Raw genomic sequence first — 23,631 nt, 5'->3', positions numbered from 1 at the left:
GCGTTTTCCCGCCGGGCCGGGAACTGTCTAGTCCTTCACGGGCAGCACCAGGCTTGCGGCCTCCTGCGGCACGCTTTGCCAATCGGCTTCGGCTGCTCCCCGCCACCACGGCTGTACCGCGTCGACCCGGGCCGGCTCGACCGGCTCGCCGAGGCGCGGCATGACCAGCCCCTCCGAGGCGTGCGCCAGCAGCACGTCCGCTGGCTGGGACCATGAGTGCATCGCCAGGTTGAAAGTGCCCCAGTGCACCGGCAGGAAATGCCCGCTGCCTAGCTGTGCCCAGGCCTGCAGGGCGTTGTCCGGGCCCAGGTGCACATTCCCCCAGGCCGGATGGCAGGCGCCGACCTCGAGCATCACCAGGTCGAAGGGACCGAGCCGCCGGCCGATCTCGGCGAAGGCCGGCGAGAGCCCGGTATCGCCGCTGAAGAACACCGCGTGGCGCTCGCCGCGCAGGGCGAACGACGACCAGAGGGTCAGGTTGCGGTCGCGCAGTCCGCGGCCGGAGTAGTGATGCGACGGCGCGGCGCCGATCGTCAGGCCGCCCGGCAGCCTGGTGTGCTCCCACCAGTCGAGCTCGACGATGCGCTCGGCCGGCACGCCCCAGGCCTCCAGATGCAACCCGACGCCGAGCGAGGTGACGAAGGGCACCCGCCGCTTGGCCAGCGCCCGGATGCTCGGGTAGTCCAGATGGTCGTAGTGGTCGTGGGAGATCAGCACCGCATCGAGCGGCGGCAGGCTGGCGATGTCGACCGGCACCGGCTGGAAGCGCCGGGGGCCGAGGAAGGGCAACGGCGAGACGCGCATCCCCCAGACCGGATCGGTCAGCACCCGGTGGCCGTCGATTTCCAGCAGCACGGTCGAATGGCCGAGCCAGGTGGCGCGCAGCCCGGTTTCGACGGGCCGCGCCCAGGTCTCGCGTGGGTCGATGGCCGGAAGCGGCAGCGCCGGCGTGCGGCCCTCGCCACGGAACAGGAAGTCGGTCAGCGTCGGCCGCCCCTCGGGCACGCGCTGCACGCTGGCCGGGTAGGTGTTCATGAAGCCGCCGCCGGCATACTGCCTGGAGGCCTGCATGCGTTCGCGCCTGAGCCCATCGGCACGTCGAGCAAAAAACACCATCTCGGATTCTCCTGTTCGCCCATTTCCCTATCGTTGCCGCCAGGCTGCCGGGGTTCAAGCCGGGCAAGGCACTGAAAGACATCCTCGATCGAATACGCCTCGGCGAGGCCGGGTACGGCGACAACGGTCGAGCCAGTAGGCGAGTGTTTGGACTGCCATTCCCGGCAAGATATCCGCCGATGGCGGCGAAGGGCGGGACGGGGATTGAACTCCGGGCAGATGGCTGTTATCTGAGCGTATTCAACGTCTTCACACAGGAAATGCCATGACTGCGAAAGTCGATGTAACGGCACTGGCCGATCTGCTGCGACGGGCGGCGAAGGCCGAAATAGTGCCGCGTTTCCGGCGCCTGGGCAGCGCCGACGTGCGGGCCAAGACGGAGGCGACGGATCTGGTGACCGAGGCCGACGAACAGGCCGAACGCATGATGAAAGCCGAGATCGCCAGGCTCTGGCCGGACGCCTTGTTCATCGGCGAGGAGTCGGTCGCGGCGGACCCGGCGCTGCTGGGCGGGCTGAAAGACGCCGAGTTCGCCATCATCGTCGACCCGGTCGACGGCACCTTCAACTTCGCCTCGGGTATCCCAGCGTTCGGCGTCATGGCCTCGGTCGTGGTCGCCGGCGAGACGGTTGCCGGCATCATCTACGACCCGATGGGCGACGACTGGGTGATGGCGGAAAAAGGCGGCGGCGCCTGGCTGCGGCGGCCGGACGGCGAAGCGCAGCGGCTTTCCGTGGCCGCCCCTGTCGCCCTCGAGCAGATGGTCGGCATGGCCTCGACCGGCTATCTGCCGAAGGACAAGCAGCCGCAAATCCTCGCGAACCTGTCCAAGGTCCGCTTTGCCGCCAACTACCGCTGTGCGGCGCACGAGCACCGGACCATGGCCGCCGGCCACGTGCATTACCTGATGTACTACAAGCTGATGCCCTGGGATCACCTGGCCGGCACCCTGGTCTGCCAGGAGGCCGGCGCCTACGCCGCCCGCTTCGATGGAACCTCCTATCTGCCGCGGCACCTGGACGGCGGCCTGCTGATCGCCCCGGACAAGGCCTCCTGGGAGCTGCTCCGGCGTGAGGTCTTCACTATCTAGCAGTCTGCCCCGGCGCGCCCTTGCCCATTGACCCTGTGCGTTCCCGCCCGCTGATGTTCCCCCAGCCGCGGCGCACAGTTGAGTTCCGCCGGCGCAGGGGCAGATCCTTCGCCGGGCCGCCTGCACCACATAACGGCAAGTCCATCAGTGGCAGACGCTTCTCGGTGCTCATGGCTCCTGTCTCCCTTGTCGTTGGCTGGCGGCTTGGCAGATCGCGGCGAACGCGGCGGCCTCCAGCGAGGCACCGCCGATCAGCCCGCCGTCGATGTCCGGCTGGGCGAACAGCGCTCTGGCGTTGTCGGCCTTGACGCTGCCGCCGTAAAGGATCGGCGTGGTCTCGGCCTGCACGGGATCGTGTTGGAACAGCAAGGCCCGGATGTGCCGGTGCACCGCCTGGGCCTGCTCCGGCGTGGCGGTTTCGCCGGTGCCGATGGCCCACACCGGCTCGTAGGCTATCAGCCCGGCGGCGAGGCCCTGGATGCCCGAGCGGCGCAGGACCGCCTGCAGCTGGGCGGATACCACCTGCTCGGTCTGGCCCTGGCGACGCTGCGCCTGGGTCTCACCGACGCAGAGCACCGGCAGTAGGCCTGCCGCGAGCGCCGCGGCGAACTTCTCCGCCACCCCCTCGTCGCATTCGCCGTACAGGCTGCGCCGCTCCGAGTGGCCGACCAGCACGAAGCGGCAGCCTAGCTCGCGGAGCATCCCAGCGCCGACCTCGCCGGTGAAGGCGCCTTTCTCCGCCGCGTTGAGGTTCTGCGCGCCCAGCACCACGCCGGAGCCTTCCAGCAGGGCGGCGACCTGCGCCAGGTAGGGGAAGGGCGGACAGACCGCCAGCTCGACGCCCTGCAGCGCCGCCAGCGACGGCAGCAGTTCGTTCAGCAGGCGCCGGTTGGCGGCCAAGTCGCCGTTCATCTTCCAGTTGCCGATGACCCGTTTGCCTCTCATGCCGTACCTCCGCAGCACAGGAGCCTCCATGGCGTCTTCTCGATGCGTAGCCACTGGTTGTTCCCGCCGATCCGCTCCGTGCCGGAGAGGATGGCGGCGATCTTGTTTCTTCGCAGCATGGCTTGCGTTCCTTCAGGGAGGTCATTCGTGGAAAAACCCAAATGGCGCAGTTGGCAACCTGCCTTGCCGGCAATGTCCGGCGGAGCGGCTCGGAAGTTCACGCACCAGTTTTCTCTGGGTAAGTTCGCGTCTTGGCCGAAAATGTCGTAATGGGCGTGCGGTCCGCACCGTCGGCGGAAGGGGAGATAACTTCGCAAGCTGTTCCAAGCAGGCAAGTTCGAGCGTTTTTCGATAACTTCGCGATGCAGATGAGCATTGCGCTGCCGGGACGACGGGCTGCCGCTTTTTTGCGGACCGTTTTAGATGCGCAAGTTCAAGCTCATTTCCGAGATGGACTTGCGCATCGTGCCACTAGCCGACCTCGGCGATCACGATCTCTGTCCGGCCAAGCGAGTGGGCTGAGGCAGCGTTTTCCTTTCGAGCTTGAAGTAGATGAGCGCAGTGAGCAGCACACCGAGAATCTCTACCGCTGAAATGAAGTAAAGCCCTGCCGCCAGGCTGCCGGTATATTCCTTGAGGGCGCCGATGCCGAAGGGTCCCAGGTAACCGCCCAGGTTGCCGATCGAGTTGATCAGGGCGATACCGGCCGCGGCGCCGGCGCCGGTGAGGAAACGTCCCGGCAGTGTCCAGAAGAGGGCGGTGCCGGAGAAGATGGTGAAGGCCGTCAGGCTCAGCGCCATCAGTTGCATCGCCGGCAGGGTTGCCCAGGCGCCCAGAAACATTCCCAGCGCTCCCAGGAAGTACAGCGCGGAAAGGTGGCCGTAGCGATCGTTCAGGCGGTCCGAACTGCGCGGCACGATCAGCAGGCCGATGATGCCGAACACATAGGGCACCGCCGAGATGAAGCCCGTGACCAGAGTGCTGTTGCCGAACTGGTTCACCAAGGTCGGCAGCCACAGGCTGAGGCCATAGTTGGTCAGGGTGACCGGCAGGTAGAGCAGCGCCAGCAGCAGCACGCGGGGATCTTTCAGGGCATTAAGGGGATTGCTGTGTTCGGTCTGGCCGTACTCCTTGCGGTCGGCTTCCAACTGGTTGTTCAGCCACTGGCGATCCGCTTCCGGAAGCCAGCGTGCCTGGGCCGGCGTATCCGGCAGGATGCGCAGGGTCGGCCAGGCCAGCAGCATGGCCGGCAGACCGATCGAGAGCATCAGCCACTGCCAGCCGGCCAGAGCATAGATGCCGTTCAGACCCAGCAGCGCCCCGGACAGGGGACCGGTGATCATCAGTGCAATGGGCTGGGCCAGGATGAACAGGCCGAGCACCTTGCCGCGATGGCGAACCGGATACCAGCGGGTGATGTAGTAGAGCACGCCGGGGAAGAAGCCCGCCTCGGCGGCGCCCAGCAGAAAGCGCATCGCATAGAAGCCGTAGGGCCCCTGTATGAACGCCATGCCCACCGTGACCGCGCCCCAGGTGATGAGGATGCGGGCGAACCAGCGTCGCGCGCCGAAGCGCTCGAGCATCAGGTTGCTGGGGACTTCGAAGAGAAAATAGCCGATGAAGAACAGGCCGGCACCGAAGCCGTAGGCGATATCGCTGATCCCGAGATCGGCCGCCATGTGCAACTTGGCGAAGCCGACGGCGGAGCGGTCGATGAACGCGACCATGTAGAGCAGAATCAGGAAGGGAATAAGCCGGAGTGTGATCGTGCGAATTATCTGTTTTTCCGGATTCATGGCAAAACCTCCGATTGTTGTTGTTATGGATGTTTTTCATAGGCCGTCCCCGGTATGAGGACGTAGCCAATCGCACAGTGCGTTTATGTTGCTACCGAAGTTGGCGGTCATGCCGAATTTGGCGAAGCCGACTGCGGATCGCTCGATAAAGGCGACCGTGTAGAGCAAGATCGAGAAAACAATAAGTCCGGGTGAAATGGTGAGAGTTGTTTAGCCGTCCCTGTTCATGGCCGAGCCTCCATTGGGGGTTGTTTGAAGTTTTCCTGACTCCTCCCGTTCTTCAGGAGAAGTGGCAAAACCCGGTCAGCGCATCGATCCGTCACCGCCAGTGGGAATACCAGCCGAGCCCCGCTTCGGTGAGACCCCGTGGCGAGTATTCGCAGCCGATCCAGCCGTCGTAGCCGCTGTCGTCGAGGAGCTGGAAGAGATAGGGATAGTTGACCTCGCCGCTATCCGGCTCGTGCCGGTCCGGAACCCCGGCGATCTGCACGTGCCCCACGCCGGCCTGGAAGCGCCGGTAGGTGGCGGCTAGGTCGCCTTCCATGATCTGCGCATGGAAGAAGTCCATCTGCACCTTGAGGTTGGGCTCGCCGAGCTCGGCGCGGATGGCGTGGGCCTCGGCCTGACGGTTGATGAAATAGCCGGGAATGCTGCGCGAGTTGATCGGCTCGATCAGCAGGGTCAGGCCGTGCTCGTGCAGGCGGCGTGCGGCATAGCGCAGGTTTTCCAGGTATTGCGCGCGCATCTGCGGGCGCATCGCCTCGTCCGCTACCAGGCCGGCCATGGCATGCAGGCGCGTGCAGCCCAGCGCGCGGGCGTAGTCGATGGCGCGGTCCACGCCTTCGCGGAATTCCGCCGCGCGGCCGGGCAGCGCCGCCAGGCCGCGCTCGCCGGCGGCGAAGTCGCCGGGCGGCATGTTGAACAGCACCTGGGTCAGGCCGTGCCTGTCGAGCTGTTCGGCGATCTGCTCGGCCGGGTAGTCATAGGGAAACAGGAACTCGACCCCCCTGAACCCGGCCGCCGCGGCGCGGGCGAAGCGGTCGAGGAAGGGCGCGTCGTTGAACAGCATGCTGAGGTTGGCGGCGAATCTGGGCATGGGCATCTCACCATTGGGCGCCGAAGGTCTGGCGCAGTTCTTCGATTTGTTCTTCGTCGAGCAGGCGCACCGGCTGCTGGCGCAGCAGCAGGAACAGCTTGGCCGTCTCTTCCAGCTCCTCGATGGCGTAGCCGGCCGCCTCCAGGGTCTTGCCGGACACCAGCGGGCCGTGGTTGGCCAGCAGCACCGCGCTGTGCTTGCCGACCAGGCCGCTGATCGCCTCGCCGAGGCGCGGGTCGCCCGGGCGGTGATAGGGAACCAGCGGCAGCCGGCCGACGCGCATGACGAAGTAGGGCGTCAGCGGCGGCAGGGCGGAGTGGGGGTCCAGGCAGTCCAGGCAGGACACCGCCGCCGAGTGGGTGCAGTGCAGGTGGACGATGGCCCCGGAGTCCTCGCGCCCGGCATAGACCGCATGGTGCAGGAAGGCCTCCTTGGAGGCCGGCTTGCCCGCCAGATGGTTGCCTTCCCAGTCGAGCTTGGCGATGTCGTTCGGATCGAGCTCGCCCAGGCAGGCGTTGGTGGGGGTGAGCAGCCAGCCGTCGTCGAGGCGCGCGCTGATGTTGCCCGAGGAGCCCGGACTCAGGCCGCGCATGTGCAGGGAGCGGCCAACCTCGACGATCTCCTCGCGCAGTCGGGTTTCCTTGCTCATGCCAGCACCTCCCAGGCTTTCACCATGAAATCGACGCTGCCGAAATTGCCGGACTTCAGGGCCAGGCTCAGGGGACGATCTCCGCCGGACAGGGGCTGCGTCCAGGGCACGCCGGGATCGATGCTCGGACCGATGCGCAGGCCCGCGATATCCAGGGCACCGACCACCGCGCCCGAGGTTTCTCCGCCGGCCACCAGGAGCTGGCCGACGTCCTGCTCCTGCACCAGGGTGCGGGCGATGCTCGCCAGGGCCTGCTCGACACGCTCGCCGACCTGCTGGGTACCGAACTGCTCCTGAACCCGGCGCACCTCTTCGGGGGAACTGCTGGCATAGATCAGCACCGGAGTCGCGGCATCCTGACGGGCGGCCCAGGCGACGGCCTCCTCGACCAGTGCGGTGCCGCGCGCCATCAGCGCGCCGGCCTCGAGGCGGAAGGACGGGTAGTGCACCTTGGCCTCGGCGATCTGCGCGAGGGTGGCCTTGGAGCAGCTGCCGCTGAGGATCGCCCGGCGGCCGTGGGGGGACTCGAGGCGGTCGGCCGTGGCGGCCGAGGTCAGGACGCCGCTCTCGCGCCAGGCGCTGGCCAGCCCCAGGGCCAGGCCCGAGCCGGCGGTGACCAGGGGCAGGTCGAGGCAGGCCTTGCCCAGCACTTCCAGATCGCCGTTGTCGATGGCGTCGCAGATGGCGATGCCGACGCCTGCGGCGCTCAGCTCGGCGATCCGCGCCCGGGTGGCCTCGACACCGGCGCGCAGGCTGCGGTAGTCGATCAGGCCGACCGGACGGCGGGTCTGCGGCTGCAGGACGCGCAGCAGGTTGGCATCGCGCATCGGGGTCAGCGGATGGTCCTGCATGCCGCTCTCGTTCAGCAGCACGTCGTTGGCGAACAGGTAGCCGTTGAACACGCTGCGGCGGTTTTCCGGAAAGGCCGGACAAGCCACGGTGAAGCGGCTGCCGAGGGCATCGAGCAGGACATCGCTGACCGGGCCGATGTTGCCGTCGGCAGTCGAGTCGAAGGTCGAGCAGTATTTGAAGTAGAACTGCCGGCAACCCTGGCTCTTCAGCCAGGCGAGCGCCGCCAGGGATTGGGCGACGGCCTCCTCGGCGGGCAGGGTGCGCGATTTCAGGGCGACCACCAGGGCGTCGGCATCCCCGGTCGGCAGGGGCCGGTCCGGTACGCCGATGGTCTGCACGGTGCGGGCGCCGCCCCGGACCAGCATGCTGGCCAGGTCGGTGGCGCCGGTGAAGTCGTCGGCGATACATCCGAGTAGCGGCATCGCTCAGCCCTCCGTGCCGTCGTGGGGCAGGCGGATGCCGGGGAAGATCTTCGCCACGGCGATGTCGTCCTCGCGACCGAAGCCGGCGGCCGAGGCCTGCTTGAACATCTGGTGCGCGCTGGCCGTCAGCGGCAGTGGGAAGACCGCGTCCTGGGCACTGTCCAGCACCAGACCGAGATCCTTGACGAAGATGTTCACCGCCGAGCGCGGCTGGTAGTCGCCGGCCAGCAGGTGGGGCACGCGGTTCTCGAACATCCAGGAGTTGCCGGCGCTGTGGCTGATGACTTCGTAGAGCGTGGCCGGATCGCAGCCCTGGCGGATGCCGTAAGCCATGGCCTCGGCCGCGGCGGCGATGTGCACCCCGGCCAGCAACTGGTTGACCAGCTTGATCTGCGAGCCCTGGCCGGCCTCGTTGCCGAGCCGGTAGACCTGGGTCGCGACGGCCGCGAGCGCCGCCTCGGCGCGCTGGAAGGCCTGTTCCGGCCCCGAGGCCATGATCGTGAGTTCACCCTTGGCCGCCCGCTGTGCGCCTCCGGAGATCGGCGCGTCGACCATCAGCAGCCGGTGCTCCGTCAGGCGCCCGGCGATGCGCCGGGCCGCCTGGGCGGAAATCGTCGCGCAGGTCAGCACCACGCTGCCGGGCTTGAGACGTGCGGCGATGCCCTGTTCGCCGAACAGCACCTGCTCGGTCTGTTCGGCGTTGACCACCACGATGAACAGCAGGTCGGTCGTCGCCGCATGCTCGGTCGGGCCGTTCAGTGGCTGGCCGCCTTCGCTGGCGAAGGCCGCACGAACCTCTTCGCGGATGTCGTAGCCCCAGACGGGAAGGCCGGCCCGCAGCAGCGAGCGGGCCATGCCCAGCCCCATGGAACCCAGGCCGATGACGCCGCAGGATGGCAAGGGAGTACTCATTGAATCACCTCTTTATTGTTGGATTGTCGGATTCGTCGATGGCGGTCTGCGCCCGGCACAGGCGCTCCTTGGCGTTTTCCAGATGGTGGCTGGCGGCCAGCCGCGCGGCTTCCGCATCGCCCGCGGCGATGGCCTCGAAGAGGCGCTGGTGCTCCTCGTCCACCTGGCGCATGTAGAGCGGATAGCGGGCCTCGTTGCGGCGGGTCACGCTGATCGCCTGGTAGAGCAGTTGGTGGAGGAAATCGATGGTGCTCAGGAAGTGCTGGTTGCCGGTGGCGACGACGATGGCGCGGTGGAAGGCGAGATCCTCGCGCACGCCGTCCTCGCCGCGCTCGACGGCTTCCTCCAGCGCTTCCAGGGCATTGCGCATGGCGCGCAGCTGCGCCTTGTCGCGATGGCGTGCCGCCAGTTCGGCCGCCTTGGTCTCCAGGGCGCTGCGCAGTTCGAGAATCTCCGTCACCGATTGCACGTTGCCCTGGGGCGAAGCCAGGCGCAGGACGACCGTCGGCGTGCTGCTCACATAGGTGCCGCTGCCCTGGCGCGAGACCACCAGCTTCTCGCGCTTGAGCATCGAAATGGCTTCACGAACCACCATGCGGCTGACCCCGTACTGGTCGCACAGGCTCTGCTCGGTGGGCAGGCGGCTGCCTGCCGGCAGAGTCCCATCCTGAATCGCCTGGGTCAGGCGCTGCGCCAGACGTTCGGTGAGGTTGGGAGTGGCTTGGTTCAATGTTTCCACGGGGCTTCTCCTGGCAATCGCTCGTGACGAGCGGGTCCTCGGCGAGGGGGCTTTCGCTTACGGTCGATTGCGCTGACCTGAAATTCATAATACAACATGACAAATGCTTGTCACGGCCTTTCATCCAAAAACAAATCGGGGCATCCCGCCCCCTCACACGAAGGTAACCACAGCATGAAAATCCTGGTCACCGGTGGTGCCGGCTTCTTGGGGAGCCGCCTCATTCAAGCCCTGCTGCAACCGGAAGCACTCGATCTCCTGCCCAGCCATGGGCGTATCGTCTCGCTGGACCTGGCACCCTATCCCTACGAGGACCCGCGGGTCGAATCGGTGATCGGCGATATCGCCGACCCGGCGTGCCTCGCCAGGCTGGTCGATGCCGAGACCACCGTCGTCTACCACCTGGCGGCGGTCGTCAGCGGCCAGGCCGAGGCGGACTTCGACCTGGGCATGCGGGTCAACCTGGATGCCACCCGGGTATTGCTGGAAGCCTGCCGGCAGCGCGCCAGAACGCCCACCCTGATCTTTGCCAGTTCACTGGCAGTATTCGGAGGCGAGCTGCCGGACAAAGTGCCGGAGGATCTGGCGCCCCTGCCGCAGTCTTCCTATGGCGCGCAGAAGGCGATGGCCGAGCTGCTGGTCGGCGACTATTCGCGCAAGGGGTATATCGACGGTCGAGTCTGCCGCCTGCCGACCATTTCGGTGCGTCCCGGCAAGCCCAATGCGGCGGCTTCTTCGTTCGCCAGCGGGATCATCCGCGAGCCGCTCGCCGGCCTGTCGAGCAATTGCCCGGTGCCTCCGGACACTCGCCTATGGCTGTCGTCGCCGGACACAGTGATCGCCAACCTGCTGCATGCCGCACGCCTCGACGGTCCGGTCCTGGGCCTGCGGCGCACACTCAACCTGCCGGGCATCAGCGTGCGGGTCGGGCAGATGCTCGACAGCCTCGCGCGACTGGGCGGGAGCAAAGCGCGCGCGCTGGTCGGCCACGAGCCCGATCCGCGCATCGAACGCATCGTCTGCAGCTGGCCGGGCGACTTCGATATCCGGCGTCCGCTGCGGCTCGGCTTCGGCGTCGACCGCGACTTCGACGCCATCGTCGAGGCTCACCAGCGCTTCATGCAAACCCAGTGATCGTGGGCGCCGGGTGTGTCCGGGAGGAGGCGGCAGGCCGTGCCGCCTCCTGGACGGGGCTGCTCCTCAGAACAGCGAGATCGGGTACTGGACGATCAGCCGGTTGTCGTCGAACTTGTTGTTGGCGCCCCAGTCGCGGCGGATCGTCGAGTTCCGCCAGCGCAGGATCAGGTCCTTCGCCGGGCCGCTCTGCACCACGTAGCTCAGCTGGGTCTCGCGGTTCCACTCCTCGCCGTCGTCGATATTCCCGGTGTGCACGTGGGTGCCCTTGATGTAGCGGGTCATCAGGGTCAGGCCGGGCATGCCCAGGGAGGCGAAGTCGTAGTCGTAGCGCGCCTGCCAGGAGCGCTCGCGGGCGTTGTCGAAGCTGCCGTTGTAGCTGTCGTTGGCCGCCGTGCCGCCGCTGGTGCCGTTGACCCGCAGCCAGCGGTCGTCGCCGCTGACCCGCTGCAGGCCCAGGTAGAGGGTGTGCGCGTTGTAGCGCAGGGAGAACAGCCCGGAGAGCAGCTTGTTGTCCAGATGGCCCTCCAGCGCCTCGCCGTCCTCCTCGCCGTCGAAGTAGCCGATATTGGCGCCGAGGGTCCATTCCTTGCCGAGCGGCTGGGTATGCAGCACCTGGAAATAGCGCTGCTTGTAGATGTCCTTCAGGCGCGCGTACCAGGCGCCGACGGTGGTGCGCTTGTCGTTGAAGGTGTATTCGGCGCCGCCGAAGTCGAAGTCGTCGGACTGGCGGTCGCTGGTGTAGGGGTTGGTGCCGTTCAGGGTCATGTCCTCCATGCTGCCGTCGTCGCGCGGGCTGTTGCCGGTGATGTGGCCGGCGTAGAGGGTCAGGTTCTTGACCTCCCTGGAGGTGAGCATCGAGCCCTGGAAGGTCTGCGGCAGCGAGCGGCCGTCGTCGGCGCGCAGGATCGGCAGGACCAGGAACCACTCGCCGACGCGCAGCTCGGTTTCGGAGAACTTCATCTTGCCGGAGACGGCGATGCGGCCGTAGTGGTCGGCCGGCTTGCCGTCCTTGTCGAGCGGCAGCAGCTGGGTGCCGCCGGTGCCCTTGCCGCCGTCGAGCTTGTGCGAATAGAGGCCGAGCACGTCGACGCCGAAGCCGACCGGGCCTTCGGTGTAGCCGGACTTGAGGTCGAGGATGAAGTTCTGGGTCCATTCCTCGGCCTTGCTGCGGGTGGCGCCGTCGTCGACGAAGTTGCGGTGGATGTAGAAGTTGCGCAGGGTCAGGCTGCCCTTGGCGTCGTCGAAAAATTCGGCCTGGGCGCCGCTGCTGGCCAGGAGCAGGCCGAGGGCGAGGGCAGGGGACTGGCGGAGCGAAAAAGGCGAGAGGCTGTTCTTCATTGTTGTTGTTACCGGCGAAGATCGGTGGAAAAGGCGCAAAAAGGCCCCCCTCCGCGGGCGCGGATGCGTTGGGCGAAAGGGGGAAAGCCCGGCGACGGTGACCGGGTCTGGCAGATCAGGCGAGCGGCGTTCCCGGCGGCGTGCCGGAGGTGTGGGAATGCGGCGGAATACGGCGGCGCGCGCGGAGCGAAGTGGTCATGCGGGATTCCCGTTCGTTGTTGTCGTTGTCGTCACGGAAGCCGGGGGCGGACGCCCCCGGGTGAAACTGGGCGTCTCCCGCGAGGGGGAGCGCCCTTACAGCGCCTCGCGGCTCGGCTGGCCGTCGACCAGGCGCAGGATGCCCAGCGGGTTGGCGTTCTGCAGGGCCTCCGGCAGCAGCGCGTCCGGGTAGTTCTGGTAGCACACCGGGCGCAGGAAGCGGTCGATCGCCAGGCTGCCCACCGAGGTGCCGCGGGCGTCCGAGGTGGCCGGGTAGGGGCCGCCGTGGACCATCGCGTCGCAGACCTCCACGCCGGTCGGGTAGCCGTTGACCAAGAGGCGCCCGGCCTTCTGCTCGAGCACCGGCACCAGGGCGGCGAAGGCGGTCAGATCCGCCGGCTCGGCGATCAGGGTGGCGGTGAGCTGGCCGTGCAGGCCGTGCAGGGCGCGGATCAGCTCGGCGGCATCGGCCACCTCGACGACCACGGTGGTCGGGCCGAAGACCTCTTCCTGGAGCAGCGCGTCGCCTTCCAGCAGCAGGGCGACGTCGGCCTGGAACAGCTGCGGGCGGGCCTGGTTGCCTTCCTGCGGCTGGCCGGCCAGGTGCTTGACCTTGGGATGGGCGTGCAGGGCGGCGAGGCCTTTCTCGTAGCTCTTCAGGGTGCCGGGGTTGAGCATGGTCTGCGGGCCCTGGTCGGCCATGGCGGCGGCGAAGGTTTCCAGGAAGGCGGAGAACTCCGCCGAGCGCAGGCCGACGATCAGCCCGGGGTTGGTGCAGAACTGCCCGCAGCCCAGGGTCACCGAGGCGGTCAGCTCCCTGGCGATCTGCTCGCCGCGCTGCTTCAGGGCCGCGGGCAGCAGCAGCACCGGGTTGATGCTGGACATCTCGGCGAACACCGGGATCGGCTGCGGCCGGGCGGCGGCCATGTCGCAGAGGGCGCGGCCGCCCTTGAGCGAGCCGGTGAAGCCGACCGCCTGGATCGCCGGGTGCTTGACCAGCGCCTCGCCGACGCCGTTGCCGTAGATCATGTTGAACACCCCGGCGGGCATGCCGGTCTTCTCGGCGGCGCGGAGAATGGCGTCGGCCACGCACTCGGCGGTGGCCATGTGGCCGCTGTGCGCCTTGAACACCACCGGGCAGCCGGCGGCCAGGGCCGCGGCGGTGTCGCCGCCGGCGGTGGAGAAGGCCAGCGGGAAGTTGCTGGCGCCGAACACCGCGACCGGGCCGACGCCGATGCGGCACTGGCGCAGGTCGACGCGCGGCAGCGGCTGACGGTCGGGCAGGGCGCGGTCGATGCGCGCGCCGTGGAACTCGCCGCGGCGCAGGACCTGGGCGAACAGGCGCATCTGGCCGCTGGTGCGGCCGCGCTCGCCCTGGATGCGCGCGGCGGGCAGGGCGGTCTCGCGGCAGACGATGGCGACGAAGTCGTCGCCGAGGGCGTCGAGTTCGGCGGCGATGGCCTCAAGGAACGCGGCGCGGCGGGCGGCGGGCAGGGCGCGGAAGGCCGGGTAGGCGGCGGCGGCGGCCTCGGCGGCGGCGTTCACTTCTTCAGGGGTGGCCTGGTAGAAGTCATAGGATAACTTTTCGCCCGTGGTCGCCTCGACGCTGTGGACGACGACGTCGCCTTTCCCGCTGCGGGCGCCGCCGATGAAATTCAATCCGAGTATCGCAGTCATCTGGAACTCCTTGATCTGAGGAAATAGGAAGCCATCGCCGGCGCGACCGGCGAAAGGAAACAGGCTTCGAGGGAAAAGGGAGGCGGCGGCCTTCTTGGGGAAGGACGGCCGAGGCGCTTCAGGTGACGGCGCCGATCTGCCAGGGCACGAACTCGTTCTGGCCGTAGCCGTGCAGCTCGCTCTTGCTGCGCTCGCCCGAGGCGATGCGCAGCATCAGTTCGAACACCGCCTCGCCGCAGACCTCGATGTCGGTCGAGCCGTCGGCGATGCCGCCGCAGTTGATGTCCATGTCCTCTTCCTGGCGCTGCCACAGCGCCGTGTTGGTGGCGAGCTTGATCGACGGCGATGGCGCGCAGCCGTAGGCCGAGCCGCGGCCGGTGGTGAAGGCGATCAGGTTGGCGCCGCCGGCGACCTGGCCGGTAGCCGAAACCGGGTCGTAGCCGGGGTATCCATGAACACCAGACCCTGGGCGCGGACCCGCTCGGCGTATTCGTACACCTCGACCAGGTTGCTGGAGCCGGCCTTGGCCACGGCACCCAGCGACTTCTCGAGGATGGTGGTCAGGCCGCCCGCCTTGTTGCCGGCCGAGGGATTGTTGTTCAGCTCGGCGCCCATCCGCTCGCAATAGGCCTCCCACCAGCGGATGCGGGCGATCAGCTTCTCGCCGACCGCGCGGCTGACCGCACGGCGGGTCAGGAGGTGTTCGGCGCCGTAGATTTCCGGGGTTTCGGAGAGGATCGCGGTGCCGCCACAGGCCACCAGGCGGTCCACCGCATTGCCCAGCGCCGGGTTGGCGGTGATGCCGGAATAGCCGTCCGAGCCGCCGCACTGCAGGCCGACGACCAGGTGCCGGGCGCTGACCGGCCGGCGCTCGACGCGGTTGGCCTCGGCCAGCAGTTCCCTGACCTGGGCGATGCCGCTGGCCACGGCCCGGGCGGTGCCGCCGCTGTCCTGGATGGTGAAGGTACGCAGCGCATCGCTGCGCCCGAGCCCCTGGCTGGCCAGCAGGCTGTCGATCTGGTTGGTTTCGCAGCCCAGGCCGACCACCAGCACGGCGGCGAAGTTGGCATGCGCGGCATAGCCGCCGAGGGTCCGGCGCAGCATGCCGAGGCCCTCGCCGCTGGCGTCGATGGCGCAGCCGGAGCCGTGGGTCAAGGCGACCACGCCGTCGACGTTGGGATGGTCGGCGAGGGCGGCGGGGTTGATGTCGCGGCGAAAGTAGTCGGCGATGGCCCGGGCGACCGTGGCCGAACAGTTCACCGAGGTGAGGATGCCCACGTAGTTGCGGGTGGCGACACGCCCGTCAGGGCGCACGATGCCCATGAAGGTGGGGCCTTCCAGCGCCGCGGCAGCGGGCCGGGCATCGGCGCCGAAGGCGTAGTCGCGGCTGAATTCGCCCATGCTCAGGTTGTGCACGTGGACGTGCTCGCCCGCTTCGATGGCGGCGCTGGCAAAACCGATGATCTGCCCGTAGCGGCGCAGCGGCTGGCCGGCGGCCAGGGCCCGAACGGCGACCTTGTGCCCGGCGGGAATGGCCTGGCGCACCTGCAGGTTCTCTTCGGGAAGGAGCTGACCCGCTTCCAGGGGACGGCGGGCGATCAGGACGTCGTCCTGGGCGTTGAGGCGGATCACGGCGCTGCCGTTGTCGCCGGTTCTGGCAATCAGTTGCATGGGGCGGATCTCCACTACTGCAAGCAGGCGCCAAGACGATCGCCCTGCGCTGGGACGCTATGCGATGTCTCGTCGCCTGGGCGCTGCGGGTGTTGTCGTTGGACGGGCCGGGACGCTGCACGGCAAGGCTGGGGCCACTGTAATCAGACCCCGGCGGCTTGCCCAATGAGAGCTTTGGATTGGCCGATAACCTTTCGTCATGCCGCCAGAAGGGAGTCGCCTAGCCCGGCGTGCCCTCCCGGCGCAGGCGGGCGAACTCCAGCAGGATTTCGGCGAACTCCTGCGCCGCTGCGGGCAGGGGTTCGTCCTTGCGGGTGATGATGCCGTACTCCAGCGGCTCGACGTGGAACGCGGTGTTCAGCATCCGCAACTGGCCGCTCTGCAGCTGCGACTGCACCATGGACTCGGGCAGCATGGCGATCATCGGATCGGACTGCAGCAACTGCAGGAAGGTCTGCATGGAAATGGTCTCCACGGTGTTGCTCGGCGTCCTGATGCCGAATTCGGCGAAGGCCTGCTCCATGCGGCGGCGGATCGGCGTGCTCGCCGGGTAGAGGATCCAGGGCCAGCGCTCCAGCTCGGCCAGAGGCACTTCCTCGAGCTGGCCGAGAGGATGATGGCCGTTGACCACCAGGCAGAAGGGCTCGGGGCCGAGCCCGCGGAAGTCGAAGATCTGCTGGTAACGCTCCTCGGTGAAGCGGCCGATGATCAGATCGAGCTTCTTCTGTTCGAGCATCTCCAGAAGCTGGTTGCTGGTCTGCTCCATCACCTCGATGGACAAAAGAGGCCGCTCGGCCTTGATCCGAGCGATGGCTTCGGGCAGCACGACGGCAGTCGCGGCGAAGATGGCGCCCACCTTCAGGTAGCCGTGGCCGCCCTTGCTCAGCCGGTTCACCTGCTCGACGAATTTCTGCGTGTCGTTGAGGGTCATGCGGGCGTAGCGGGCCACGTACTCGCCGAGTTCGGTGGGCGGCATGCTGCGCGGCAGGCGCTCGAACAGGGGAAAGCCCAGCGCTTCCTCCAGGTCGCGGAGCATCTTGCTGACCGCCGGCTGGCTGAGGTTCATCTGCTCGGCCGCCGCGTGCATGTTGCGGGTGCGGGCGAGGGTGTCGATCAGAACCAGATGCTTGAGCCTGAGCCAGTTGCACAGGCTGGAGAAGGAAATGTCGGAGCCGGACATCGGAACACTCGGGCAATGCGATAACCAGAAGATATCAAATATTGAAGATTTGTCATTGGGATTTATCGGGCGGGTTCTCTAGTTTGAGTCCATTCCCTTCCTGGACCCACAAGGTACTTCCGATGACTCCCTTGAGACTTGACCCGGCCAACACCTTGCCCGTCGACGGCACCGCCGGCACCCTGATCGGCCGCGCCTGGGTGCCCGGCAAGGTGGCTGGGCCTTCGCCGATCGTGCTGCGCGGCGAGGACGTGTTCGACCTGTCCGAGCATTTCGCCACCCTCAGCGACCTGCTGGAAAGCCTGACGCCGCTCGAGCAGGTGCGCAGCCTGCCGGGCCGGCGCCTTTGCAGCCTGGAAAGCCTGCTGGACAACAGCGGCTGCGCGCCCGACCCCGCCCGGCCGTTTCTGCTGCCACCGGCCGACCTGCAGGTGATCAAGGCGGCCGGGGTGACCTTCGCTGCCAGCATGATCGAGCGGGTGATCGAGGAGCAGGCCGGCGGCGACGCCGGCAAGGCCGAGAGCGTGCGGCAGATCGTCCGCGCGGCGATCGGCGACAACCTGCGCGCCATCAAGCCCGGCTCCGAGGCGGCGGCCCGCCTCAAGGCGCTGCTGGTCGAGCAGGGCCTCTGGTCGCAGTACCTGGAGGTCGGCATCGGCCCGGACGCCGAGGTGTTCACCAAGTCGCCGGTGCTGGCGGCGGTGGGCAGCGGCAGCGAGATCGGCATCCACCCGCGCTCGCAATGGAACAACCCCGAGCCGGAGGTGGTGCTGGCGGTCAACAGCCGCGGCCAGGTGCTCGGCGCGACGCTCGGCAACGACGTCAACCTGCGCGACTTCGAGGGGCGCAGCGCGCTGCTGCTGGGCAAGGCCAAGGACAACAATGCCTCGTGTGCCGTCGGTCCCTTCATCCGCCTGTTCGACGAGCGCTTCGGTCTGGACGACGTGCGCCAGTGCGTGGTCGAGCTGCGGGTGGAGGGGCGCGACGGCTACCGGCTCGAAGGCACCAGCTCGATGCAGCAGATCAGTCGCGATCCGCTGGAACTGGTCGCCCAGACCATCGGCGCCAACCACCAGTACCCGGACGGCTTCCTGCTGTTCCTGGGTACGTTGTTCGCGCCCACCGAGGACCGTGACCAGCCCGGCGGCGGCTTCACCCACAAGCTGGGCGACAAGGTGAGCATCGGCAGTCCGCTGCTGGGCAGCCTGCACAACCGGGTGAACCACAGCAGCCAGGCCAAGCCCTGGACCTTCGGCCTGCGTGCGCTGATCGGCAATCTCGCCGCGCGCGGCCTGCTTGATGGCCGTCTGGCGCCGGCCCCGGCGGCCGAGCTGGTCGGCGACTGAGGCCATCCGGCAGGTGCGCGGGCCCGCACCTGCATCACCACCACGCTGGCCGAGGAGGGCCGAACATGTGAACTAGACCAACCGTCCGCTCGACACCGTGCGCCGTCCGGGCGTGACAGACTGCCGGCCGCCATATTATCTCATGGGCGGCCATCCATTTCTTCGTTCCGCAGACCCTGCTGGGGATACCATGACAATAAGTACAAGAAGCACGACCCGTGCAGACCACCTTGCCCATATCGACAGCGCCATTGCCAAGTGCCGCTGGCGCCTCTTGCCGTTCCTCGCGCTGATGTTCGCGCTGGCCATGATCGACCGCGCCAACGTGGGCTTCGCCAAGGCTGCCCTGCAGACCGACCTCAACCTGAGCAACGCCGCCTTCGCCCTGGGGGCGGGGATTTTCTTCATCGGCTACGCGCTGTTCGAGGTGCCGAGCAACCTCATGCTGCACCGTGTCGGCGCCCGGGTCTGGCTGAGCCGGATCATGATCACCTGGGGCTTCGTCTCGGCCGCCATGATGTTCACCCGCGACGAGACCACCTTCTACTGCCTGCGCTTTCTGCTCGGCGTCGCCGAGGCGGGCTTCTCGCCGGGGGTGATCCTTTACCTGACCTACTGGTTCCCGGCGGCGCGCCGCGGCCAGGCGATCGGCATCTACTATTTCGGCCTGCCGGGTGCCCTGTTGCTGGGCAGTCCGCTGTCCGGCTGGCTGCTGGACATGCATGGCATGTTCGGCCTGACCAACTGGCAGTGGATGTTCCTGGTCGAGGGCCTGGCCGCGGTAGTGGTGGGGGTCGTGGCGCTGTTCTACCTCAACAGCAAACCGCACGAGGCGAAATGGCTGACCCCTGATGAAAAGAGTGCGCTCGGCCATGAGTTGCAGCTCGAGGACCAGCACAAGCTCGATCACGGCCCGCGCAACCTGCTGGGGCTGTTGAGCAACCGCCGCGTGCTGAGCTTCATCCTGATCTACTTCAGCGTCCAGATGAGCGTCTACGGGGTGATCTTCTACCTGCCGACCCGCATCGCCGGCCTGCTCGGCACCACGGTCGGTCTCGAGGTCGGGCTGTTCATCGCCATCCCCTGGCTGTGCGCGGCGGTGGTCATGTACCTGGTGACCCATTTCGCCGACCGGCACGCCGCCCACCTGCCCATGGCCATGTGCATGCTGACCATGGCTTCCCTGGGCATCGCCGCCTCGGTGCTGGTGAACAGCTTCGCCCCGGTGCTGCTGGCCTTCTGCTTTGCCGCCTCCGGCTTCGTCACCGTGCAGCCGCTGTTCTGGACCCTGCCGACCGGTTACCTGGGCGGTGTGGCGGCGGCCGGCGGCATCGCCCTGATCGGCTCGCTGGGCAACCTGGGCGGTTTCCTCGCGCCGATGCTCAAGGCCCATATGGAGGCCTGGTTCGCCAGCCCCCAGGCCGGCATGCTCAGCCTGTCGCTGACCGGGCTGGTGGGCGTCGGCCTGCTCTGGAGGCTTCACGGTAGCCGCAGGCCGGTCGAGACGGTGCAGCCCGCTGCCGGACTCGCCGGCTCGAAGTAAGGCCCCGCTGGCTCCGGGCCGTTGTCGGCCCGGAGCCAGCTCTTTCCCTCCCGCCGGCTTTCCTGCCGGCGATCCTTTTCAGAACAGCGAGAGCGGGTACTGGACGATCAGCCGGTTGTCGTCGAACTTGTTGTTCGCCCCCCAGTCGCGGCGCACCGTCGAGTTCCGCCAGCGCAGGGTCAGGTTCTTCGCCGGGCCGCTCTGCACCACGTAGCTGAGCTGGGTCTCGCGGTTCCACTCCTCGCCGTCGTCGACCGTGCCGGCATGCACGTTGGTGCCCTTGATGTAGCGGGTCATCAGGGTCAGGCCGGGGACGCCCAGGGTGGCGAAGTCGTAGTCGTAGCGCGCCTGCCAGGAGCGTTCGCGGGCGTTGTCGAAGCTGCCGTTGTAGCTGTCGTTGGCCGCCGTGCCGCCGCTGGTGCCGTTGACCCGCAGCCAGCGGTCGTCGCCGGTGACCCGCTGCAGGCCCAGGTAGAAGACGTGCGCGCCGTGCTTGAGCGAGAACAGCCCGGAGAGCAGCGTGTTGTCCAGGTCGCCGGCCTGGGCGCTGCCGTCCTCCTCGCCGTCGAAGTAGCCGATATTGGCGCCGAGGCTCCAGTCCTTGCCCAGCGGCTGGGTGTGCACGAGCTGGAAGTAGCGCTGCTTGTAGATGTCCTCCAGCTGGCCGAACCAGGCGCCGACGGTGGTGCGGTTGTCGTTGAAGGCGTATTCGGCGCCGGCGAAGCTGAAGCGGTCGGAGGTGACCGTGGCGTTGCCGACCCAGCTCATGTCGTTGAGGCTGCTGTCGTCGCGCGGGCTGTTGCCGCGAAAGCGCCCGCCGTAGACCGTCAGGTTCCTGATCTCCTTCGAGGTGAGCATGCCGCCCTGGAAGGTCTGCGGCAGCGAGCGGCCGTCGTCGGAGCGCAGGATCGGCAGAATGGGCGACCATTCGCCGGCCTTCACCTCGGTCTTCGAGAAGCGCAGCTTGCCGGCCACTGCCAGGCGGCCGAACTGGTCGGCCGGGTCGCCGTCCTTGCCGACGGGGAGCAGTTGGGTGCCGCCGGTGCCCTTGCCGCCGTCGAGCTTGACCGACCAGAGGCCGAGGACGTCGATGCCGAAGCCGACGGGGCCTTCGGTGTAGCCGGACTGCAGGTCGAGGATGAAGCTCTGGGTCCATTCCTCGGCCTTGCTGCGGGTGGCGCTGTCGTCGACGAAGTTGCGGTGGATGTAGAAGTTGCGCAGGGTCAGGGTGCCCTTGGCGTCGTCGAAAAATTCAGCCTGAGCACCGCCGCCGGCGAGCGCCAGGGCGAAGGCGAGGGTGGTTGACGGACGGAGCGGAAAGCGTGGGGTGCTGTTCTTCATATTGTTGTTGTTACCGGCGAAGAGTCAGTGGAAAAGGCGCAAAAAGGCCCCTCCGCGGGCGCGGATGCGTTGGCGAAAGGGGCAAGGCCCGGCGGCGCGCCGGGCTGGGAGTCAGGGGCTGGAGCGGGGGCGGAGCGGAGTGTTCATGCGGTTTTCCCGTTCGTTGTTGTCGTTGTCGTCACGGATTGCGCCCTCGCCCGGTCAAGGGAGAGGGGCTGCCGATCAGTCGGCTCAGCCGATGGTCCGGGCGACCTCCAAGGCGGCCGGGTTGACCAGGTTGGCCGGGCGCCGGCCGGCCAGCGCCGCCAGCAGGTTGTCGACGGCGCAGCGGGCCATGGCCTCGCGGGTTTCGTGGGTAGCCGAGCCGATGTGCGGGGTCGCCACCACGTTGTCCAGGCGCAGGAGCGGCGAGTCGGCGGGCAGCGGCTCGCGCTCGAACACGTCCAGCCCGGCGCCGCGCAGGCGGCCGGCCTGCAGGGCTTCGAGTAGCGCTGTCTCGTCGACCACCTTGCCGCGCGAGATGTTGACCAGAATGCTCTCCGAGCGCATCCGTGCCAGCTCCCGCGCGCCGATCAGGCCTTCGGTGGCGGCGCTCAGCGGCACCGTCAGGCAGACGAAGTCGGACTCTTCCAGCAGCGCTTCCAATGAGCGGTAGCCGGCGCCGTAGCGCTGCTCGACCTCCGGCTTGGGCGAGGTGCTGTGGTAGAGGATCGGCATGCCGAAGCCGAAGTGCCCGCGGCGGGCCAGCGCCTCGCCGATGCGGCCCATGCCGACGATGCCGAGGGTCTTGCCGTGCACGTCGCTGCCGAAGTGCGCCGGGCCGATGCTCTTCTTCCAGTGTCCGGCGCGCACCCAGGCGGCCAGTTCCGTCACCCGCCGGGCGGTCGCCAGGATCAGCGCGAAACCGGTGTCGGCGGTGGTCTCGGTGAGCACGTCGGGGGTGTTGGTGAGCAGGATGCCGCGCCGGGTCAGGTAGTCCAGGTCGTAGTTGTCGATACCCACCGAGACGCTGGAGACGGCCTCCAGCTGTGGCGCGAGGTCGAGCAGTCCGGCATCCAGCTTGAGGCTGGCGCCGAGCAGGCCGTGGGCGGTGGGCAGGGCGTCGCGCAGGCGGGCCAGGCCGTCGGCCGACAGGTCGTCGATGCAGGTGACCTGCGCCTGCTGGCGCAGGCGGGTCATCAGCTCGGCGGACAGCTTCTTGTAGAGCACGATGTTCTTCATGGACGCGGATTCCTCAGGGATTGGTCGCCGGCTGCAGCGGGCGGCCGGACAGCGGCGCCGGGCGGTCGCCGCTGGTGGGGTTGAGCAGCAGGGTCAGCACCACCGCGATCAGCAGCGAGCCGCTCATCAGCAGGAAGGAGGCGCCGGGATTGCCGGTGGCGCCGTTCAGGTAGCCGACCAGCCAGGAGCCGGCGAACGAGCCGAGCGCGCCCATGCTGTTGATCAGTGCCATGGCGCCGCCGGCGACGTTGACCGGCAGCACTTCCGGGACGATGGCGAAGAACGGCCCGTAGGGGGCGTACATGCAGCCGCCGGCCACCACCAGCAGGGCGTAGGACAGCCAGAAGTGCTCGCTGCCCAGGGCGTAGGAGCCGTAGAAGGCCAGCGAGGCGATCAAGAGCGGCGGCCAGACGAAGCGCTTGCGCTGCTGGAAGCGGTCCGAGGCCCAGGACACCCCGAGCATGCCGATCACCGCGGCCAGGTAGGGCAGCGAGGACAGCCAGCCGGCCTGGACGATGTCCAGCTTGGCCGCGTCCTTGAGGATCGACGGCAGCCAGAGGACCAGGCCGTAGACGCCGATGCTCCAGCAGAAGTACTGCACCGAGAGCAGGATCACCTTGGGCGAGCGGAACGCCTCGCGGTAGTTCTTCACCGGCTTCAGGCCCTGCTGCTCGGCGGCCAGCGCCTGCTGCAGGTCCTCCTTCTCGCGCTCGGTGAGCCAGTCGGCCTGGGCCGGGCGATCGTCGGCCAGGCGCCACCAGATGAAGGCCCAGAGCACTGCCGGCAGGCCCTCGATGATGAACATCCAGCGCCAGTCGAACTGCTCGATCAGGTAGCCGGACACCACCGACATCCAGAGGATGGTCACCGGGTTGCCGAGGATCAGGAAGGTGTTGGCCCGCGAGCGTTCGGCACGGGTGAACCAGTGGCAGAGGTAGATCAGCATCGCCGGCATCACCGCGGCCTCGACCACGCCGAGCAGGAAGCGGATGACGATCAGCAGGTAGACGTTGGGGATGATCCCGGTGAGGGTCGCCAGGCTGCCCCAGAGGATCAGGCTGACGAAGATCAGCTTCTTCACGCTGCGCCGCTGCGCGTAGATGGCGCCGGGCACCTGGAAGAAGAAGTAGCCGAGGAAGAACAGCGCGCCCAGCAGCGACGACAGGCCGGGGGTGATGTTCAGGTCGGCGGCCATCCCGGAGGCGGCGGCGAAACCGTAGTTGGCTCGGTCCAGGTAGGCCAGGCTGTAGGTGATGAAGATGATCGGGATGAGGTACCACCAGCGACGGCTGGCGAGACGGGAGCTTTGCATGGATGTCTCCTGAGCTTGTTGTTTTTGTCGCAGCAGGTGCCGGCGGGGCC

The 23,631-nt window shown here is 67.8% G+C and carries 19 protein-coding genes and 1 pseudogene; 4 read left to right on the top strand and 16 right to left on the bottom strand.

Annotated elements, in window-relative coordinates; translation table 11 throughout:
- Positions 1-27: 27 nt before the first annotated feature.
- Positions 28-1,116, bottom strand: coding sequence for an MBL fold metallo-hydrolase (locus tag Atro_RS03140; protein ID WP_497926401.1), 1,089 nt, complete (start codon positions 1,114-1,116; stop codon positions 28-30).
- 265 nt (positions 1,117-1,381) lie between these two features.
- Between Atro_RS03140 and Atro_RS03135 the strand changes: the two genes are divergently transcribed.
- Positions 1,382-2,206, top strand: a complete 825-nt coding sequence (locus Atro_RS03135) for an inositol monophosphatase family protein (protein WP_497926400.1) — start codon at positions 1,382-1,384, stop codon at positions 2,204-2,206.
- Between the two features lie 168 nt (positions 2,207-2,374).
- On the opposite strand, the gene tpiA is transcribed toward Atro_RS03135, so the two are convergent.
- The 8 genes from tpiA to Atro_RS03095 form a co-directional block, all read right to left on the bottom strand.
- Positions 2,375-3,151, bottom strand: a complete 777-nt coding sequence (tpiA, locus tag Atro_RS03130; RefSeq protein ID WP_497926399.1) for a triose-phosphate isomerase — start codon at positions 3,149-3,151, stop codon at positions 2,375-2,377.
- Positions 3,148-3,270, bottom strand: coding sequence for a hypothetical protein (locus Atro_RS03125; RefSeq protein ID WP_497926398.1), 123 nt, complete (start codon positions 3,268-3,270; stop codon positions 3,148-3,150). Before Atro_RS03125 ends, tpiA begins: the two co-directional genes overlap by 4 nt.
- Positions 3,271-3,639: 369 nt before the next feature.
- Positions 3,640-4,947 carry an MFS transporter gene (locus Atro_RS03120; RefSeq protein WP_497926397.1) on the bottom strand — a complete coding sequence of 436 codons (1,308 nt, stop codon included), beginning with the start codon at positions 4,945-4,947 and terminating at the stop codon, positions 3,640-3,642.
- A 319-nt stretch (positions 4,948-5,266) separates the two neighbouring features.
- Positions 5,267-6,043 (bottom strand): 2-oxo-tetronate isomerase, encoded by a 777-nt coding sequence (gene otnI / locus Atro_RS03115; RefSeq protein WP_497926396.1) that lies wholly within the window; start codon positions 6,041-6,043, stop codon positions 5,267-5,269.
- Positions 6,044-6,050: 7 nt separating this feature from the next.
- Positions 6,051-6,692, bottom strand: coding sequence for a 3-oxo-tetronate 4-phosphate decarboxylase (gene otnC, locus Atro_RS03110; protein ID WP_497926395.1), 642 nt, complete (start codon positions 6,690-6,692; stop codon positions 6,051-6,053).
- On the bottom strand, positions 6,689-7,966 hold the full coding sequence (gene otnK, locus Atro_RS03105; RefSeq protein WP_497926394.1) for a 3-oxo-tetronate kinase: 1,278 nt from the start codon (positions 7,964-7,966) through the stop codon (positions 6,689-6,691). Before otnK ends, otnC begins: the two co-directional genes overlap by 4 nt.
- A 3-nt stretch (positions 7,967-7,969) precedes the next feature.
- Entirely contained in the window at positions 7,970-8,878 is a 909-nt protein-coding gene (gene ltnD / locus Atro_RS03100) for an L-threonate dehydrogenase (RefSeq protein WP_497926393.1), read from the bottom strand.
- A gap of 4 nt (positions 8,879-8,882) precedes the next feature.
- The gene (locus Atro_RS03095; RefSeq protein ID WP_497926392.1) at positions 8,883-9,617 is read right to left on the bottom strand and encodes a FadR/GntR family transcriptional regulator; all 735 of its coding nucleotides are present in this window, start codon (positions 9,615-9,617) and stop codon (positions 8,883-8,885) included.
- A 174-nt stretch (positions 9,618-9,791) separates the two neighbouring features.
- On the opposite strand from Atro_RS03095, the gene denD reads away from it, so the two are divergent.
- A complete protein-coding gene (gene denD / locus Atro_RS03090) occupies positions 9,792-10,751 on the top strand; it encodes a D-erythronate dehydrogenase (protein ID WP_497926391.1) in 960 nt (319 codons plus the stop codon).
- 66 nt (positions 10,752-10,817) lie between these two features.
- Here denD and Atro_RS03085 read toward each other — a convergent pair whose 3' ends face one another.
- The 4 genes and pseudogenes from Atro_RS03085 to Atro_RS03070 form a co-directional block, all read right to left on the bottom strand.
- Entirely contained in the window at positions 10,818-12,092 is a 1,275-nt protein-coding gene (locus Atro_RS03085; protein ID WP_497926390.1) for an OprD family porin, read from the bottom strand.
- Between the two features lie 294 nt (positions 12,093-12,386).
- On the bottom strand, positions 12,387-13,967 hold the full coding sequence (locus Atro_RS03080) for an aldehyde dehydrogenase (NADP(+)) (protein WP_497926389.1): 1,581 nt from the start codon (positions 13,965-13,967) through the stop codon (positions 12,387-12,389).
- A 118-nt stretch (positions 13,968-14,085) separates the two neighbouring features.
- Positions 14,086-15,638 (bottom strand): annotated as a pseudogene (locus Atro_RS03075) (UxaA family hydrolase).
- Between the two features lie 220 nt (positions 15,639-15,858).
- Positions 15,859-16,818 carry a LysR family transcriptional regulator gene (locus Atro_RS03070; RefSeq protein ID WP_497926388.1) on the bottom strand — a complete coding sequence of 320 codons (960 nt, stop codon included), beginning with the start codon at positions 16,816-16,818 and terminating at the stop codon, positions 15,859-15,861.
- A 122-nt stretch (positions 16,819-16,940) separates the two neighbouring features.
- Between Atro_RS03070 and Atro_RS03065 the strand changes: the two genes are divergently transcribed.
- Complete coding sequence (locus Atro_RS03065; protein WP_497926387.1) at positions 16,941-18,164, top strand: fumarylacetoacetate hydrolase family protein; 1,224 nt, start codon at positions 16,941-16,943, stop codon at positions 18,162-18,164.
- A 190-nt stretch (positions 18,165-18,354) separates the two neighbouring features.
- Positions 18,355-19,707: an MFS transporter gene (locus Atro_RS03060; protein WP_497926386.1), complete on the top strand. Its 1,353-nt coding sequence runs from the start codon at positions 18,355-18,357 to the stop codon at positions 19,705-19,707.
- A gap of 78 nt (positions 19,708-19,785) precedes the next feature.
- On the opposite strand, the gene Atro_RS03055 is transcribed toward Atro_RS03060, so the two are convergent.
- The 3 genes from Atro_RS03055 to Atro_RS03045 form a co-directional block, all read right to left on the bottom strand.
- Positions 19,786-21,048, bottom strand: coding sequence for an OprD family porin (locus Atro_RS03055; RefSeq protein ID WP_497926385.1), 1,263 nt, complete (start codon positions 21,046-21,048; stop codon positions 19,786-19,788).
- Between the two features lie 231 nt (positions 21,049-21,279).
- On the bottom strand, positions 21,280-22,269 hold the full coding sequence (locus Atro_RS03050; protein WP_497926384.1) for a 2-hydroxyacid dehydrogenase: 990 nt from the start codon (positions 22,267-22,269) through the stop codon (positions 21,280-21,282).
- A 13-nt stretch (positions 22,270-22,282) separates the two neighbouring features.
- Positions 22,283-23,581, bottom strand: coding sequence for an MFS transporter (locus Atro_RS03045; RefSeq protein WP_497926383.1), 1,299 nt, complete (start codon positions 23,579-23,581; stop codon positions 22,283-22,285).
- Positions 23,582-23,631 lie beyond the last annotated feature (50 nt).

The organism is Azotobacter tropicalis, assembly GCF_059739045.1.
This window is presented reverse-complemented; position numbering and strand designations above follow the sequence as displayed.

Excerpts from the sequence above, each read along its gene's own strand:
- Atro_RS03140 (WP_497926401.1), bottom strand. The coding sequence starts at position 1,116 with ATGGTGTTTTTTGCTCGACGTGCCGATGGGCTCAGGCGCGAACGCATG.
- Atro_RS03135 (WP_497926400.1), top strand. The coding sequence starts at position 1,382 with ATGACTGCGAAAGTCGATGTAACGGCACTGGCCGATCTGCTGCGACGG.
- tpiA (WP_497926399.1), bottom strand. The coding sequence starts at position 3,151 with ATGAGAGGCAAACGGGTCATCGGCAACTGGAAGATGAACGGCGACTTG.
- Atro_RS03125 (WP_497926398.1), bottom strand. The coding sequence starts at position 3,270 with ATGCTGCGAAGAAACAAGATCGCCGCCATCCTCTCCGGCACGGAGCGG.
- Atro_RS03120 (WP_497926397.1), bottom strand. The coding sequence starts at position 4,947 with ATGAATCCGGAAAAACAGATAATTCGCACGATCACACTCCGGCTTATT.
- otnI (WP_497926396.1), bottom strand. The coding sequence starts at position 6,043 with ATGCCCAGATTCGCCGCCAACCTCAGCATGCTGTTCAACGACGCGCCC.
- otnC (WP_497926395.1), bottom strand. The coding sequence starts at position 6,692 with ATGAGCAAGGAAACCCGACTGCGCGAGGAGATCGTCGAGGTTGGCCGC.
- otnK (WP_497926394.1), bottom strand. The coding sequence starts at position 7,966 with ATGCCGCTACTCGGATGTATCGCCGACGACTTCACCGGCGCCACCGAC.
- ltnD (WP_497926393.1), bottom strand. The coding sequence starts at position 8,878 with ATGAGTACTCCCTTGCCATCCTGCGGCGTCATCGGCCTGGGTTCCATG.
- denD (WP_497926391.1), top strand. The coding sequence starts at position 9,792 with ATGAAAATCCTGGTCACCGGTGGTGCCGGCTTCTTGGGGAGCCGCCTC.
- Atro_RS03085 (WP_497926390.1), bottom strand. The coding sequence starts at position 12,092 with ATGAAGAACAGCCTCTCGCCTTTTTCGCTCCGCCAGTCCCCTGCCCTC.
- Atro_RS03080 (WP_497926389.1), bottom strand. The coding sequence starts at position 13,967 with ATGACTGCGATACTCGGATTGAATTTCATCGGCGGCGCCCGCAGCGGG.
- Atro_RS03070 (WP_497926388.1), bottom strand. The coding sequence starts at position 16,818 with ATGTCCGGCTCCGACATTTCCTTCTCCAGCCTGTGCAACTGGCTCAGG.
- Atro_RS03065 (WP_497926387.1), top strand. The coding sequence starts at position 16,941 with ATGACTCCCTTGAGACTTGACCCGGCCAACACCTTGCCCGTCGACGGC.
- Atro_RS03060 (WP_497926386.1), top strand. The coding sequence starts at position 18,355 with ATGACAATAAGTACAAGAAGCACGACCCGTGCAGACCACCTTGCCCAT.
- Atro_RS03055 (WP_497926385.1), bottom strand. The coding sequence starts at position 21,048 with ATGAAGAACAGCACCCCACGCTTTCCGCTCCGTCCGTCAACCACCCTC.
- Atro_RS03050 (WP_497926384.1), bottom strand. The coding sequence starts at position 22,269 with ATGAAGAACATCGTGCTCTACAAGAAGCTGTCCGCCGAGCTGATGACC.
- Atro_RS03045 (WP_497926383.1), bottom strand. The coding sequence starts at position 23,581 with ATGCAAAGCTCCCGTCTCGCCAGCCGTCGCTGGTGGTACCTCATCCCG.